Below are 15,002 nucleotides of genomic sequence, written 5' to 3' on the forward strand. Positions count from 1 at the left end.
TATCTCAGCGGCCGACCTGAATCGCCTGATTATTCATTATCCGCGGAGTAATGAACACAAGCAGCTCGGACTTTCGATCTTGCACTAGATCACGGCGGAACAGACGGCCAACGAAGGGCACATCACCAAGGAATGGTACCTTGTCCACTGACTTGCTTTGAGTATTGGAGAATACCCCCCCGATGACGATCGTTTCGCCATCCGTCACGAGCACCTTGGCATTAACCTCATTTTTGCGAATGGAAGGCACACCGCCAGTACTCGCAGCTTGAGAGAAATCAGGCTCATCCTTGGTCACCTTGACTTCCATGATAATGCGGTTATCAGGCGTGATCTGCGGAGTAACCTCAAGCGATAGTGCCGCTTCTTTAAATGACGTACTAGTGGCACCACTCGAACTAGCTTCCTGATAAGGAACCTCCGCACCTTTCAGTATTTTCGCGGTTTCTTTATCAGAAGTGACTACCTTCGGCTGCGACACAACCTCGCCGTTGCCGGTTTTCTCCATCGCAGACAACTGTAGGTCAAGGATGGTGTTATCAGTGATAAAGCCTATGCCAATACCATTTGTAGCCCCGGTAGCACCAAGATCTACGAACGTACCTAACGCCGTCGCTGGATTATCTCCAGCACCAACGCGATTTCCACCGACCCCACCTACGACGAAATTATTGTCGCCTACTCTAGCCCCTCGCCAGTTAACTCCAAGACTCTTGTCGTAATCGACATTTGCCTCAACGATACGCGCCTCAATCATCACCTGACGCACCGGAATATCTAGCTGCGCGACAATGCGGCGAAGCTCGTCGAGTCGATCCTGCGTCTGATAGGCAATAATATTGTTAGTGCGGTCGTCAACCGCAATAGATCCGCGGTCTTCTGCTGAAGCCGCATTACTAGTCACTGACTGAAACAACCGTGCGATATCGGCCGCTTTGGCGTAATTAACCTGAACGACTTCCCGACGCAGCGGCGCGAGCTCAGCGATCTGGCGTTGCGATTCCAGCTCTTGGCGCTCGCGCGCAGCGATTTCGTCAGCAGGAGCCACCAGCAGCACGTTGCCGACCTGACGTTTATCCAGGCCCTTGGTCTTCAGCACCAGGTCCAACGCCTGATCCCAAGGCACGTTCTGCAGACGCAAAGTGATATTGCCGCTGACAGTGTCGCTCGCAACAAGGTTAAGATCAGTGAAGTCGGCGATCAGCTGCAGCACGGAGCGGACGTCAATATCCTGGAAGTTGAGCGAGAGTTTTTCGCCCGAGTAGGCAAAACGATCTGCTTTGCGCTTATCTGCCTCATCTTCGGTGAGAGGCTTGATACTAATGGTCAGCTTGTTATCAGTCTGATAGGCCAGATAGTCGTACCGCCCAGTTGGCTCGATAGCGATGCTAGCCTTGCCTGATTGAACTGTTGAGTCAACGAACCGTACTGGGGTTGCAAAATCCTGGACGTCGAGGCGAGCCCGCAACGATTCGGGCAACCGCGTCTTGTCGAAAATGACGCGAATCTTGCCGCCCTGTTCTTCGATCGTGGGACTTATCGACGGATCCGAAAGACTGATAATGACGTTTCCGGCACCGTCGTCACCGCGACGAAAGTCGATGTTCTCGATTGCCTTACCGACTGGCGCGACCTTAACAGGCGCGGACACCGCAACGGGCGCCGCAGTCGCCGGCGACATACCTGTAACCCCCCCGGCGCTTTCGCCAAGAACCACAAAAAGGTTATTGCCATCCACTCGCGTGGAGTAAGGCACAAGGGACGTCAGATTAACAATGAGCCGCGTGCGTCCTTGAGCCTCGACAACCGTCACGCTTCGTGCGTTACCAACCCCTAACTCGCGATTCTTGGCACCCAGATTATTCGAAACGCCGGGAAGATCGAGTGCAATGCGCGCAGGCTGATCCAATGTGTAGCCACGAGGCGACGCCACAGGCTCGTCAAAAGCGAGCTTCAGCTCAACGCGATCACCGGGCAGCGCAGCGACATCAAGGGCATTGAGCTTGGCCGCAAGCAGTGCAGGCGAAATAAACGCCGCCAGCAGAGAAACGCCCAGACGTGAAAGGGTAGTGTTCATAAATTGCTTCCGTTGTGCAGACCGGTAAAGGTTTTCCATGCTTTTTGCCCCGCGCTAGGCGCGCTCTTTCAAAGTCAGACTGCGCGGGCGCTCAAGCCACCCACCCTCTCCATCAGGAACGATTTCCACCACGTCCACCCCGGCTTCGCTGATCTCTACTATCCGGCCGTGATTGCGCCCTAGATAGTCACCGATCTTGACGCGATGAACCCCATCACCACCCTTGATAAGCGCGTACCGTCCCCCTCCATTGGTAAGCGTACCGACCATGGTGAAATTCTCGATATTGAAACCTTCAAGGAACTGCTTAACTCGCGACTCATCAGGCTGGATATCCTTTGATCCTTTTTGTCGTTGAGCCAGATCGAGCTTTACCGGCGGCTGAAAAGGATGACGCAAGGCCGCCGCACTATAGGTAAAGGCCTCGTACGGTATAAATGCGGGGAGCGGCTCGATCGTGCCCTTCGGCTTAGCTCTCACCTCATCCATGTACTGCTGAAGGTCGTTGAAATCGGTACCGCCGCCGCAGCCCGAAAGCAGCGCCAGGCTTAAACCCAGCGAAGTGAGTAGCCCGCCCCTCATTTCTGCAGCCCCTTGTCGTTATAGCGATAAGTCTTGGCAACGATGCTCATACGCAGTTTTGACGTAGCATCGGTCTTGTCTGGCTTTATCTCGAAATCATGCAGCGTAACAATACGAGGAAGACTCGAAACTCCGCTTACAAAAGTAGCCAAGTCGTGATAACTGCCTACGACCTTGATGTTTATTGGTAGCTCAATATAGAACTGCTGCGCCACTTCCGGCTGGAGCTTGATTTCTTCGAACTCCAACCCACTCCCCAAGCCCGTACGAGTAATGTCTTCCAACAACCCCGGGACTTCAGTGTCGCTTGGCAATTGCCGAAGCAAGGCGCCGAACGAAGTTTCCATCTCGGCCATCTGTTCTTTATAGGCTTCTAAATTCGCCGCCTGGAAGGCTTTAGTGGAGAATTGCTGCTTCAACGACACTTCCTGAGCGCGCTGCTGCTCCAACTGAAGCTGCATATCCTGAAGATGAAAGTAGTAACCCAGAGCAAGTACTGCAGCGAGCAAAAAAACTCCTGCAATAAATTTAACCGGCCCTGGCCAAGAGCCGAGATTATTTAGATCAAGGTCCGCAAAGTCGACTTTACGAAGACTATCCAGCGAATCAGCTAGACTCATGGTTTCGCTCCTTCCGTAGAGACACCCGGCTGCGTCTGTTGCACCGTCAGCTGGAACACGTTCTCTTGATCCACGGCGCCGGCGGTGACTGCTTTAACTTCGTTCAGGTTGGGCGCCTGGAGCCAATCGGAACCGTCGAGATTTCGCATCAAATTTGAAACGCGATTATTGGACTCAGCTGCGCCGACGATTGCAATGTTCTTGCCGGTCATCTTCAGCGAAGTAAAATAAACCCCATCAGGCAACGTTCTGACAAGCTGATCAAATACCCGCCCTATAATTGGCCGATTACCTTGAAGGTCCTGAATGATCTTCATGCGCTCCAAGAGCTGTTGCCTGCGCTCTTTAAGTTCCTTAATCTCTTTTATCCGCGCATCGAGAACCGCAATTTCCTTTTTGACGAACTCATTTCGAGCGTTTTGATTCTCTATAGCACCCTGGAAATAGCGGTCACCGAGGAACACCATGCCCGCCGCAACAACAAGCACGCCGACGAGAGATGCGAGAAAACGCTGCTTTCGCTCTTCCCGTAGCTGTTCACGCCACGGAAGTAAGTTGATTTGCGCCATCAGTCGAAGCTCCTCAGCGCCAAGCCACAGGCGATCATCAATGCCGGTGCATCACTGGCCAGCGCCCCCGCGTTGACCTTGCTACTCAAAGCCATATCGGCGAAGGGATTAGCCACTACAGTGTGGGTACCGATCTTCTGCTGAATCATGTGATCTAGACCGGGGATGGATGCGGTCCCCCCTGCGAGCAGGATGCAATCGACATCATGGAATTGTCCGGCAGCGAAGAAGAATTGCAATGAGCGGGAAACCTGCTGTACGACCGCCTCTTTGAACGGAAGAAGCACCTCACTGTCGTAGTCATCTGGAAGACCACCCTGCTTCTTGGCAAGGCCAGCCTCCTCCTGAGACAAACCGTAGCGTCTCTGTATTTCCTCGGTCAGCTGCCGCCCACCGAAAAGCTGCTCGCGCGTGTAGATTGTGCGACCGTTGTGCAAAACGCTGAGCGTGGTCATCGTCGCACCGATATCCACAACAGCCACAGTCAACTCACCGTGCCCTGAGCCCAATTGAGAGGCGAGCAGGCCGTACGACCGCTCCAATGCATAGGCTTCGACGTCCACCACTTTCGCGGTGAGCCCAGCCAGCGCTAGCGCAGCTTCTCGAATCTCGACGTTTTCTTTACGACAGGCAGCCAGAAGCACCTCAACCCTGCCCGGGGCACGAGGAGCAGGGCCCTGAACCTCGAAGTCGATTGCGACTTCTTCGAGCGGGTATGGGATGTACTGGTCGGCCTCAATCTTAAGCTGATTTTCCAGCTCTTCGTCGGACAGCCCCGCATCCATCTCGATCATCTTGGTGATGACCGCAGAACCCGAAACAGCCACAACTGCCGACTTGCATCCTGTCTTAGCCTTGGCAACTACGCGTTGCAGAGCCTGACCAACACCCTCAAGTTCGGCGATGTTCTTTTCGACCACGGCATTCGGCGGGAGCGGCTCGACGGCATAGGCCTCGACACGATACCGATTACCCGATCGACTTAATTCGAGGAGCTTGACTGAGGTCGAACTGATATCGATCCCAAGCAGCGTGTTCGCTTTCTTAGTGAAGAGCCCTAGCACGACCGATTTCCTATCTTTATCCGCAACTTACGGATTAATTATGTTCATCCACATTAGATAACAGCCTTGACAGAAGCGCAAATGGCTACCCGGCAAAAAAAGCGCATATAATGTGAACGGTTTTCCCTTTCAGCATCGCCGCCGCTCCTCCCCTCAAAATCCTGGATTCCAAGAACCCCGATGCGTTTTTTGAAATTTCTTCTCTGGTCGTGCTTCGCAGTTTTTTGTGCCCTGTTGCTCAGCATCAGCGGTGCTTTTCTCTACCTCAGTCCGAACCTTCCCTCGGTCGACTCACTTCGCAGCATACAGCTACAGATCCCGCTACGCGTCTACAGCGCTGACGACAAGCTGATCGCAGAGTTCGGCGAGATGCGACGCTCGCCGATTCGTTTCGAAGACATTCCCCAGGAGTTCATCCAGGCGTTGCTCGCCGCGGAGGATGACAATTTCGCTAATCATTATGGCGTCGACATAACCGGCCTGATGCGCGCTGCCACGCAATTATTGAAAAGCGGACAGATTCAGACCGGTGGCAGCACCATCACGATGCAGGTGGCGAAGAACTACTTCCTCACCAGCGAACGAAGCTTCTCACGCAAAATCAACGAGATCCTCCTAGCGCTGCAAATCGAACGCGAACTCAGCAAAAACGAGATTCTCGAGCTGTACGTCAACAAGATCTACCTTGGTAATCGGGCCTACGGTATCGAGGCGGCCTCTCAGGTCTACTACGGCAAATCCATTTCTGAACTGAGCGTTGCACAGCTCGCGATGATCGCAGGACTTCCCAAGGCCCCCTCCGCATTCAACCCAGTGGTCAACCCAGCCCGCAGCAAAGAGCGCCGCGACTGGATCCTGGGGCGCATGTTCAGATTGGGCTCACTGGATGAATCTAGTTATCGGCAGGCGCTGGCTGAACCTGAGACCGCGCGATACCACGGAGCCGCTCCCGAACTGGATGCATCGTATATTGCCGAAATGGCCCGCGCAGAAATGGTCGGACGCTTCGGCAGCGCTGCATACACTGACGGGTTCAGGGTACAGACCACCGTTTCGAGCGAGCGCCAGGTGGCCGCAAACAACGCACTCAACGGCGGACTCATCGAATACGACCAGCGTCATGGTTATCGCGGACCGGAGGCTCGCCTTGCCGATGTGCCGCGCGAGAACTGGGCGCAAGAATTGGCCAAGTACCGCGGCCTATCCGGCCTGCAGCCGGCCGTTGTGACGCAAATCGACACTACCGGCATCCTTGCGCTAACCAGGGATGGCAAAGAGCAAGCGGTGAGTTGGGACAGCATGAAGTGGGCCCGCCCGCATCTCGGGATCAACAGCATGGGACCCAGACCACAGCGCCCGGCAGACGTGGTCAAGGTAGGCGATGTCATACGCATTCGCTGGCAGGGTGAGGCCGCGCTGTTCAGCCAAGTACCCCAGGCACAGGCAGCTCTGGTTTCCCTCGACCCGCAAGATGGCTCGATCGAAGCCTTGGCGGGCGGATTCTCTTTTGGCCAGAGCAACTACAACCGCGCTATCCAGGCCAAGCGCCAGCCTGGCTCGAGCTTCAAGCCCTTCATCTATAGCGCGGCACTGGACGCGGGCTACACCGCCGCGAGCCTGGTCAACGACTCCCCCATCGTCTTCGTCGAGCAAGGCATGGATCGCATCTGGCGCCCGAAGAACGACAACAACACCTTCCTCGGGCCGATCAGGATGCGGGAGGCACTATACAAATCGAGAAACCTGGTTTCGATCCGCCTGCTGCAGACAATGGGCATCGACCATACCGTCGATTACATCAGCCGCTTCGGCTTCAATCCGCAGGACCTGCCGCGCAACCTTTCGCTGGCTCTGGGCACTGCGACCCTGACGCCAATGGAGATCGCCACTGGCTGGACCACCTTCGCCAATGGCGGCTACAAGATCGAGCCGTACCTGATCCAACGCATCGAAGACCGCGAGGGTAATCTGGTATTCGAGGCCAATCCGGCAAGAGTTCCATCACCCGATGATCAGCCTGCGGATGCGGTCGCCGACACCTTTGCTGCGCCGCCTAGCCGAGCGCTCGACACAGACGAGTCGACAGGCGCGGGACCGCGCTATGCCGAGCAAGTGCTGGATGAGCGTACCGCCTACATCATGACCAGCATGCTGCAGGACGTTATCAAGCGAGGCACGGGGCGTCGCGCGCTGGCCATGGGCCGAAATGACATTGCTGGCAAAACCGGCACCACCAACGACTCGATAGACAGCTGGTTCTCCGGCTATAACGCCGACATCGTCACCACGGTGTGGGCCGGCTTCGACCAACCGCAGAGTCTCGGGCGCAACGAGTATGGCGGCACGGTCGCACTGCCGATCTGGATGACCTTCATGAGCGCCGTGCTCAAGGACATGCCCGAGCATCCACCGGCGGAGCCGAACGGATTGCTCAAATTGCGTATCGACCCGGTTAGTGGCCGAGCGGCCACGCCGGGCACACCCGACGCCTACTTCGAGGTGTTCAAAAGCGAAGATTCGCCGCCGCCGATGGGCGAGGTCGATCCGGGCTATCAGGCACCTGGCAGTCCGCTGCCCGCCGACGAAGCGGCGCCGCTCGATCTGTTCTGATCGCCTATCCAGTTATTCGGCCCATAAAAAACCCCGCCAAGGCGGGGTTTTTTATTCAACGCTGGTCAGCCGTTGAATACATCTTGTACCGACTGCAGCGGGTAGTGCGACGGATAAGGCAGCGTTGCAACGCCGCTTTCAATCGCCGCCTTGGCCACTGCGTCGGACACCAGCGTGATAAGGCGCGGGTCCATGGGTTTCGGGATGATGTACTCGCGACCGAACTCCAGGCTGTCCACTCCATAAGCGGCAGCCACTTCAGCCGGCACCGGCAGCTTGGCAAGATCGCGCAATGCGATGGCCGCAGCGATTTTCATCTCCTCGTTGATGCGCTTGGCGCGCACGTCTAGCGCGCCACGGAAGATGAACGGGAAGCCAAGCACGTTATTGACCTGGTTCGGATAGTCAGAACGACCGGTGGCCATGATCACGTCGGAACGCGTTGCATGGGCCAGCTCGGGACTGATCTCCGGATCAGGATTGGAACAGGCGAAAACAACCGGGTTGGCCGCCATGCGCTTGAGCCCTTCAGGACTCAGCAGGTTGGCACCGGACAGGCCGACGAAAACGTCGGCGCCTTCGAGGGCATCGTCCAGGGTGCGCTTGTCGGTTTCGTGGGCGAACACAGCCTTGTACTGATTCAGATCGTCACGACCGGCGTGGATCACGCCCTTGCGGTCGATCATGAAGATATTTTCGATTTTGGCACCCATGCTGACCAGCAGCTTCATGCACGAGGTCGCAGCCGCACCAGCGCCGAGGCAGACGATCTTCGCCTGCTCCAATGTCTTGCCGGCAATTTCCAGCGCGTTGAGCATGCCTGCCGCGGTGACGATGGCGGTGCCATGCTGGTCGTCGTGAAACACCGGAATATCGCACTGTTCGATCAGCGCACGCTCGATTTCAAAGCACTCAGGCGCCTTGATGTCTTCGAGGTTGATGCCACCGAAAGTGATGGAGATACGCTTGACGGTATCGATGAAAGCCTGAGGACTTTCGGCATCGACTTCGATGTCGAAGACGTCGACACCGGCGAATCGCTTGAACAGCACGCCTTTGCCTTCCATCACCGGCTTGGATGCCAGTGGGCCGAGGTTGCCCAGGCCGAGAATAGCGGTGCCATCGGAGATAACCGCCACCAGGTTGCCTTTGCCGGTGTAACGGTAAGCCAGCTCCGCATCGCGCGCGATTTCGCGCACAGGCTCGGCGACACCCGGGCTGTACGCCAGAGACAGATCACGAGCGGTAGCGGTGGGCTTGGTCAGCTCGACGCTCAGTTTTCCCGGACGGGGTTGGGCATGGTATTCGAGCGCGGCAGTTTTCAGGTCAGTCATGTGGCATTTCCGCTTATTTTACTGGGACAGACAGGCGGTCGAGCATACGCCAAGAACAAGCGCAGTCACAAGCCAGTCGGCAAGCTGGCTGTCAAGCCCGCGCCAATACGACTTTCCGGGTAGACTCACGCCGCGCTCGGCGGAGAAACAGAGAGCTCAGCGGGACTGGCCAAGCATGGCCGGATGGGTAATGCGCAGCATCCAGCGAGCCTGGCCAGCCGCAGCCCGTCCGCGGCGATCGACTATCCAACCTCTCGGCTCGAGTCGCTTACCGGCGAGCGCATCCAGAGCGCGAAGATCGAACGCGTCGAATGCCTGCACAGGTATATGCACGACCAGCGGGCCCTCCATCTCTAGCCAGTAGCCGCCGCGATTGCGCTCTACCCGCGCCACCTTGGCGTCGATCAGCGCAAAACCTCCCTGCCTGAGTGACTGCGGGGAGCGCGGAGTCAGCTCGCGCCAGACACCCAGACGCTCATACCGCCCATGCTGCTCCGCCCGCTGATGGCAGGCCACCAATGCGGTGTTTGGCGCAATCGCGACCATGAGTCCGAGGCCCTCGGCAAGCAGCGACGCCTCGAGATTGATGCCATTGGCGTCATAGGCGTGAGCCAGGATGCGCCCGTAGCGATCCTGACGCTCACGCCCCACGACCAGCCCGACTCGGCCATCGCTGGCTTTCACCAATGCCTGCAGCCTTCGCTGTGCCGCTACAGCGTACGGCTCCGCCTTGCGCCCCTCACGCCCCAGCTCCGGCGTATTGATACCGATCAGCCGAACGCTGCGACCATCGGCCAGGCGCAGCGTGTCGCCATCGATCACCCGCGCCACATCCACCAGCGGCAGGCGCCCTGGAGACGGGCAGAAGAACGCCAGCGTTGACGCGTGCCAGAAGACGGAAACGAAAAAGGCGCCCACAAGGGACGCCTTTTTCATGTGCTCGGAAAACCTCATCGGATTCCCGGTACGCCAACTTACTTGGCGCCGAACACACCGAAACGCTGCTTGAAGCGGTCGATACGGCCGCCGGTATCCAGTACCTTCTGCTTGCCGGTGTAGAACGGGTGGCACTCGGAGCACACGTCGAGGCTCAGGTTCTTGCCCAGCGTGGAACGGGTCTTGATGACGTTGCCACAGCTGCAGGTGGCCTCGATTTCTACGTAATTCGGATGGATATCGGCTTTCATGGTGAATCCTCTAGGATTGTGTGCCGCCACCCGACCCTATGTCGAGTACCGCACGAAGTAGGGCGCGAATCATACCAGAGCGCTAGGGTGATGCAAGCGCAGGCGACGGGCGCACCGACCCGCCGAAGATACGCTTACCATCGGCGCCAAACGGTACGATCGTTTACCATCTGCGCTCATTGCCAAGGAACACCGCTTGCCTTCCTGCATCCTCCGCCTGGCGCTGCCCTCGCCCTTGCGCCGCCTGTTCGATTATCTGCCGCCGGCTGGCGTGTCGCGCGCCGCGCTGCAACCAGGCGTGCGCCTGCGCGTGCCCTTCGGTCGACGCGAGGTCGTCGGCATTCTGGTCGAGCTGAGCGACCAGAGCGAAGTACCGGTGGAGAAGCTCAAGCCGGCGCTGGAATTGCTGGACGCGAAACCACCGCTGCCCGCGCCGCTGTTCAAGCTCTGCCTGTGGACCGCGCAGTACTACCAGCACAGCCTGGGCGACACCCTCAGCTGGGCACTGCCGGTACTGCTGCGCCAGGGCGAACCCGCCGAGGCGCGCCAGGAGCGCTACTGGCGCCTAGCCGAAGGCGCCAGCCCCGAAGACCCGCGACTGGCTCGCGCACCCAGGCAGCGTGAAGCGCTGAAAGCCATCGCCCAGCATGCTCACGGCCTGCCGCATGCGCTGCTCAGCAAACTGCAGCTGAACAAGGACAGCCTCGACCTGCTGCTGGAGAAGGGCCTGGTACATATCGAATCACGCCGCAGCAAGCCGTCTCGCGGGCACAGTGGCAGCTGGCTGCTGCAGGCCGAACTCACCTTGAACGCACAGCAACGCGCGGCCTTCGAAGCGGTGAGCGCCGGCCTTGGAGGGTTTCAGGCGTTCCTGCTGGCCGGGGTGACCGGCAGCGGCAAGACCGAGGTCTATCTGCAACTGATTCATCGCGTACTGGAAGCCGGCAAGCAGGCCCTGGTGCTAATCCCCGAGATCAACCTGGGACCACAGACGCTCGCCCGTTTCGAGCAGCGCTTCAATGTACGGATCGCCCTGCTGCATTCCAACGTCAATGATCGTGACCGGCTCGATGCCTGGCTCGCCGCCCGCGACGGTGAAGCGGACATCATCATCGGCACCCGCTCGGCGCTGTTCACGCCGATGAAGAATCCGGGACTGATCATCATCGATGAAGAGCACGACGCCTCATATAAACAGCAGGAGGGCCTGCGTTATCACGCGCGCGATCTGGCCCTGGTGCGAGCACGGCAGGAAAACCTACCGATTGTGCTCGGCTCCGCCACACCTTCGCTGGAGAGCCTGCACAACGCCCACAGCGGACGCTATGCGCTGCTCAAACTGACCCAACGCGCCGGCAACGCCCAGTCACCGCGCTTCTTGCGCCTGGACGTCAAGAGCCGCCCACTGGATGCCGGCATTTCCGGCCCGCTGCAACAGGCCATCGGCCAGACCCTTGCGGCTGGCCAGCAGGTGCTGATCTACCTCAACCGGCGCGGCTTCGCCCCCACCCTGCTCTGCCACGACTGCGGCTGGCTCAGCCAATGCCCGCGTTGCGACGCACGAATGACGTTGCACCAACGCCACAACGAACTGCGCTGCCACCATTGCGGGCATGTCGAGCGGCCACCGCGCAACTGTCCGGACTGCAGCAAGGTCGACTTGCGACCAGTAGGCGCCGGGACTGAACGCGCCGAGGAACGCCTGGGCATCCTCTTTCCGGATTATCCGGTGCTGCGCATCGACCGCGACAGCACCGCACGCAAGGGCGCGATGGAGCAGATGATCGGCACCATCAATCGCGGCGAGCCCTGCCTGCTGGTCGGCACGCAGATGCTCGCCAAGGGCCATCATTTTCCGCGCGTCACGCTGGTGGCAATTCTCGATGCAGACGGTGGACTGTTCTCTGCCGACTTTCGCGCCAGCGAGCGCATGGCCCAGCTCATCGTCCAGGTCGCCGGGCGCGCCGGGCGGGCGGAAGAACCTGGCAAGGTCATCATCCAGACGCATCTGGCCGACCATCCGCTGCTGGTGCAGCTGACCGAGCAGGGCTATTTCGCCTTCGCCGAGCAGGCGCTGTCCGAACGCCGCGCCGCCGGCCTGCCACCGTTCAGCCACCTGGCGCTGCTGCGCGCCGAAGCGCAGAAGCCGGGCCAGGCCGAAGCCTTCCTCGATGACGCCTGCAGCCTCGCCGAACAGCTACTCGAGCAACTGCAACTCAACGGCGTCGAACTGCTCGGACCGGTTCCCGCACCAATGGAGCGACGCGCCGGACGCTATCGAGCTCAGTTGCTGCTTCAGGGCAACGCCAGGGCGACGTTGCATCGCCTGATGGACATCTGGACCCCCACGCTCGAACAGCTGCCCGGTAGCCGAGCGGTACGCTGGAGTCTGGATGTCGACCCGATCGACCTCTTCTGAACGCCCGGATTAACGGCACTTTTCCCGGCCTGGGCGCTACGCACCTTGAAGCGATACCCATCGCACCCCGATAATGCCGGGTTTTCGCGCACTCTTGCGGACCGAGCCGACCATGAAAGACAGCATTCGCCACCTGATCCAGCAAGCCCTTGTTCGTCTGACCAGCGAAGGCGTGCTGCCCGATGGGCTGACACCTGCTATTCAGGTGGAGAACACCAAGGACAAGAGTCATGGTGATTTCGCCAGCAATATCGCCCTGATGCTGGCCAAGCCTGCCGGCCTGAAGCCGCGCGACCTGGCCGAGAAGCTGATCGCCGCACTGCCGCAGGATGCCCAGGTCAGCAAGGTGGAAATCGCCGGACCGGGCTTTCTGAATTTCTTCCAGAACAGCGACGCCCTGGCCGAGCGCCTCGAAACGGCCCTGACCGACGCACAGCTGGCAGTGCGCAAGGCAAGTGCTACGCAACGCGTGGTGGTTGACCTGTCATCGCCAAACCTGGCCAAGGAGATGCACGTCGGCCACCTGCGCTCGACCATCATTGGTGATGCAGTGGGCCGTGTTCTGGATTTCCTCGGCGACGAGGTGATCCGGCAGAACCACGTCGGCGACTGGGGCACCCAGTTCGGCATGCTGCTCGCCTATCTTGAAGAAAAGCCGGCCGCCGCCGAGAGCGAACTGGCCGACCTCGAGCAGTTCTATCGCGCCGCCAAGCAGCGCTTCGACGAGTCCGCCGAGTTCGCCGACCGCGCCCGTGAGCTGGTGGTCAAGCTGCAGGCTGGCGACGCACAGTGCCTGAGCCTCTGGACCCGCTTCAACGACATCTCGCTGTCGCACTGCCAGAAGCTCTACGACCGCCTCAACGTCAAACTGACCCCGGCCGATGTGAAGGGCGAAAGCGCCTATAACGCCGAGCTGCCAGGCATTGTCGATGCGCTGCGCGAGAAGGGCCTGCTTACCGAGGACAACGGCGCGCAGTGTGTCTTCCTCGACGAGTTCAAGAACGCCGAAGGCAACCCGCTGCCGGTAATCGTGCAGAAGGCCGGCGGCGGCTATCTCTATGCCACCACCGACCTGGCCGCCATGCGTTACCGCAGCCAGGTGCTGCATGCCGATCGCGCGCTGTATTTCGTCGACCAGCGTCAGGCGCTGCACTTCCAGATGGCCTTCGGAGTGGCCCGCCGCGCCGGCTTCGTTCATGAAAGCATGCAGCTGGAACACATGGGCTTCGGCACCATGAACGGCGCCGACGGACGTCCGTTCAAGACCCGCGACGGCGGTACGGTGAAGCTGATCGATCTGCTCGACGAGGCCGAGCAGCGCGCCTATGCCCTGGTCAAAGGCAAGAACCCCGAGCTCGACGAGGCCGAGCTGCGCCAGATCGCCCGGGCGGTGGGCATCAGCGCGGTCAAGTACGCCGACCTGTCCAAGCACCGTACCAGCGATTACCGCTTCAACTTCGAACTGATGCTGAGCTTCGAAGGCAACACTGCACCCTACCTGCTCTATGCCTACACCCGCGTGGCCAGTGTGTTCCGCAAGCTAGGCAAAGGCATCGACGAAAGCACCGGGCGCATCCGACTGGAAGCCGAGCAGGAACTCGCCCTGGCTGCCAAGCTCGCGCAGTTCGGCGAGGTGCTCAACAGCGTCGGCGAGAAAGGCGAACCGCACCTGTTGTGCGCTTACCTGTACGATCTGGCCGGGCTGTTCTCCAGCTTCTACGAACACTGCCCGATTCTCAGCGCCGAGCAGGAAGACCAGAAACAGAGCCGACTGCGCCTGGCCGCCCTGACCGGCAAGACCCTCAAGCAGGGCCTGGAACTTCTCGGTCTGGAAACTCTGGAGCGCATGTAAGTGGCTGCAAGGAAGAAAGCCGCGCCCAAGCGGGGCGCCAGCCGCTATCAAGCGCCAGCCAAGCAGGCCGTACCAGGCTGGATCTGGCTGGTCTGTGGCTTGGTGATCGGCGGCTTCATCGTGTTTCTGATGAGCCTCGAGCCGGGGGGCGAAGAGGTCAAACGCGTCAAGGAAGCCCCGAAGACCGCGATCAAGGAACAGCCCAAGCGCACCCCAACCAGTGAGCAGCCAGCCAAGCCGAAGTACGACTTTTATACGTTGCTGCCCGAGTCGGAGGTAATTCTGCCGCCCGAGGCCAAGCAGCCGGAACCACCAAGCACGCCGGTTACGCCGGAGGAAGCGGCGAAGATCGACGAAGCGCGCGCCCAGGCCGCCCTCAACGGCCAGGTGCCGCCACCACCGCCCACCGTGGCCAAGGCTCCGGTGACCCAGTTATTCCTGCAGGCGGGTTCCTTCCGCCAGCAGGCGGAAGCCGATCGTGTGCGTGCGCAGATCATCCTGCTCGGCCAGGATGTGCGGGTGGAAAGCGTCAAGGTTCGTGACGAGCCCTGGTATCGCGTGCTGGTCGGGCCCTTCGGCAGTCGCGAGCAACTGAACGCCGCACAGAAGACACTCGCCGCCAGTGGCTACAAGAACCTGCTGCTGCAACAGCGGCAGACGCGCTGAACGAAAAACGCCGGGTTTCGAC

12 protein-coding genes are annotated in these 15,002 nt (G+C 59.5%); 4 read left to right on the plus strand and 8 right to left on the minus strand.

Translation table 11 applies throughout. The annotated features are described in order from the left end of the window. Positions 1–4 precede the first annotated feature (4 nt). Genes pilQ through BHD08_RS11520 form a run of 5 tightly spaced genes read right to left on the minus strand, consistent with a single transcriptional unit; the run spans position 5 to position 4,912 of the window. The gene (gene pilQ / locus BHD08_RS11500; RefSeq protein WP_125022392.1) at positions 5–2,077 is read right to left on the minus strand and encodes a type IV pilus secretin PilQ; all 2,073 of its coding nucleotides are present in this window, start codon (positions 2,075–2,077) and stop codon (positions 5–7) included. Between the two features lie 54 nt (positions 2,078–2,131). Beyond that, positions 2,132–2,659, minus strand: coding sequence for a type 4a pilus biogenesis lipoprotein PilP (gene pilP, locus BHD08_RS11505; RefSeq protein ID WP_125022394.1), 528 nt, complete (start codon positions 2,657–2,659; stop codon positions 2,132–2,134). After that, positions 2,656–3,279, minus strand: a complete 624-nt coding sequence (gene pilO / locus BHD08_RS11510; RefSeq protein ID WP_125022396.1) for a type 4a pilus biogenesis protein PilO — start codon at positions 3,277–3,279, stop codon at positions 2,656–2,658. Before pilO ends, pilP begins: the two co-directional genes overlap by 4 nt. Then, positions 3,276–3,848 carry a type 4a pilus biogenesis protein PilN gene (pilN, locus tag BHD08_RS11515; protein WP_125022398.1) on the minus strand — a complete coding sequence of 191 codons (573 nt, stop codon included), beginning with the start codon at positions 3,846–3,848 and terminating at the stop codon, positions 3,276–3,278. The genes pilO and pilN overlap by 4 nt, the downstream gene beginning before the upstream one ends. Beyond that, the gene (locus BHD08_RS11520; protein ID WP_125022400.1) at positions 3,848–4,912 is read right to left on the minus strand and encodes a pilus assembly protein PilM; all 1,065 of its coding nucleotides are present in this window, start codon (positions 4,910–4,912) and stop codon (positions 3,848–3,850) included. Before BHD08_RS11520 ends, pilN begins: the two co-directional genes overlap by 1 nt. 180 nt (positions 4,913–5,092) lie before the next feature. Between BHD08_RS11520 and BHD08_RS11525 the strand changes: the two genes are divergently transcribed. After that, positions 5,093–7,522 carry a penicillin-binding protein 1A gene (locus BHD08_RS11525; protein ID WP_125022402.1) on the plus strand — a complete coding sequence of 810 codons (2,430 nt, stop codon included), beginning with the start codon at positions 5,093–5,095 and terminating at the stop codon, positions 7,520–7,522. 65 nt (positions 7,523–7,587) lie between these two features. Here the strand turns inward: BHD08_RS11525 and BHD08_RS11530 are convergent, their stop codons facing one another. The 3 genes from BHD08_RS11530 to rpmE all read right to left on the minus strand — a co-directional run bounded on the left by BHD08_RS11530 (position 7,588) and on the right by rpmE (position 10,043). Beyond that, the gene (locus tag BHD08_RS11530) at positions 7,588–8,856 is read right to left on the minus strand and encodes a malic enzyme-like NAD(P)-binding protein (protein ID WP_106156000.1); all 1,269 of its coding nucleotides are present in this window, start codon (positions 8,854–8,856) and stop codon (positions 7,588–7,590) included. 156 nt (positions 8,857–9,012) lie between these two features. After that, a complete protein-coding gene (locus tag BHD08_RS11535; protein WP_125022404.1) occupies positions 9,013–9,810 on the minus strand; it encodes a thermonuclease family protein in 798 nt (265 codons plus the stop codon). A 20-nt stretch (positions 9,811–9,830) separates the two neighbouring features. Continuing rightward, complete coding sequence (gene rpmE, locus BHD08_RS11540) at positions 9,831–10,043, minus strand: 50S ribosomal protein L31 (protein WP_014821726.1); 213 nt, start codon at positions 10,041–10,043, stop codon at positions 9,831–9,833. A 196-nt stretch (positions 10,044–10,239) separates the two neighbouring features. Here rpmE and BHD08_RS11545 point away from each other — a divergent pair, with 196 nt between their 5' ends. The 3 genes from BHD08_RS11545 to BHD08_RS11555 all read left to right on the plus strand — a co-directional run bounded on the left by BHD08_RS11545 (position 10,240) and on the right by BHD08_RS11555 (position 14,980). Beyond that, positions 10,240–12,462: a primosomal protein N' gene (locus BHD08_RS11545; RefSeq protein WP_125022406.1), complete on the plus strand. Its 2,223-nt coding sequence runs from the start codon at positions 10,240–10,242 to the stop codon at positions 12,460–12,462. Positions 12,463–12,574: 112 nt separating this feature from the next. Next, positions 12,575–14,314, plus strand: coding sequence for an arginine--tRNA ligase (argS, locus tag BHD08_RS11550; protein WP_125022408.1), 1,740 nt, complete (start codon positions 12,575–12,577; stop codon positions 14,312–14,314). Further along, on the plus strand, positions 14,315–14,980 hold the full coding sequence (locus tag BHD08_RS11555; RefSeq protein WP_125022410.1) for an SPOR domain-containing protein: 666 nt from the start codon (positions 14,315–14,317) through the stop codon (positions 14,978–14,980). The last annotated feature ends 22 nt before the right edge of the window (positions 14,981–15,002 follow it).

The organism is Pseudomonas sp. SCT, from assembly GCF_003864275.1.
Classification (GTDB): Bacteria; Pseudomonadota; Gammaproteobacteria; order Pseudomonadales; family Pseudomonadaceae; genus Stutzerimonas; species Stutzerimonas stutzeri_AE.

Excerpts from the sequence above, each read along its gene's own strand:
- pilP (WP_125022394.1), bottom strand. The coding sequence starts at position 2,659 with ATGAGGGGCGGGCTACTCACTTCGCTGGGTTTAAGCCTGGCGCTGCTT.
- BHD08_RS11530 (WP_106156000.1), bottom strand. The coding sequence starts at position 8,856 with ATGACTGACCTGAAAACTGCCGCGCTCGAATACCATGCCCAACCCCGT.
- argS (WP_125022408.1), top strand. The coding sequence starts at position 12,575 with ATGAAAGACAGCATTCGCCACCTGATCCAGCAAGCCCTTGTTCGTCTG.
- rpmE (WP_014821726.1), bottom strand. The coding sequence starts at position 10,043 with ATGAAAGCCGATATCCATCCGAATTACGTAGAAATCGAGGCCACCTGC.
- pilQ (WP_125022392.1), bottom strand. The coding sequence starts at position 2,077 with ATGAACACTACCCTTTCACGTCTGGGCGTTTCTCTGCTGGCGGCGTTT.
- pilO (WP_125022396.1), bottom strand. The coding sequence starts at position 3,279 with ATGAGTCTAGCTGATTCGCTGGATAGTCTTCGTAAAGTCGACTTTGCG.
- pilN (WP_125022398.1), bottom strand. The coding sequence starts at position 3,848 with ATGGCGCAAATCAACTTACTTCCGTGGCGTGAACAGCTACGGGAAGAG.
- BHD08_RS11525 (WP_125022402.1), top strand. The coding sequence starts at position 5,093 with ATGCGTTTTTTGAAATTTCTTCTCTGGTCGTGCTTCGCAGTTTTTTGT.
- BHD08_RS11535 (WP_125022404.1), bottom strand. The coding sequence starts at position 9,810 with ATGAGGTTTTCCGAGCACATGAAAAAGGCGTCCCTTGTGGGCGCCTTT.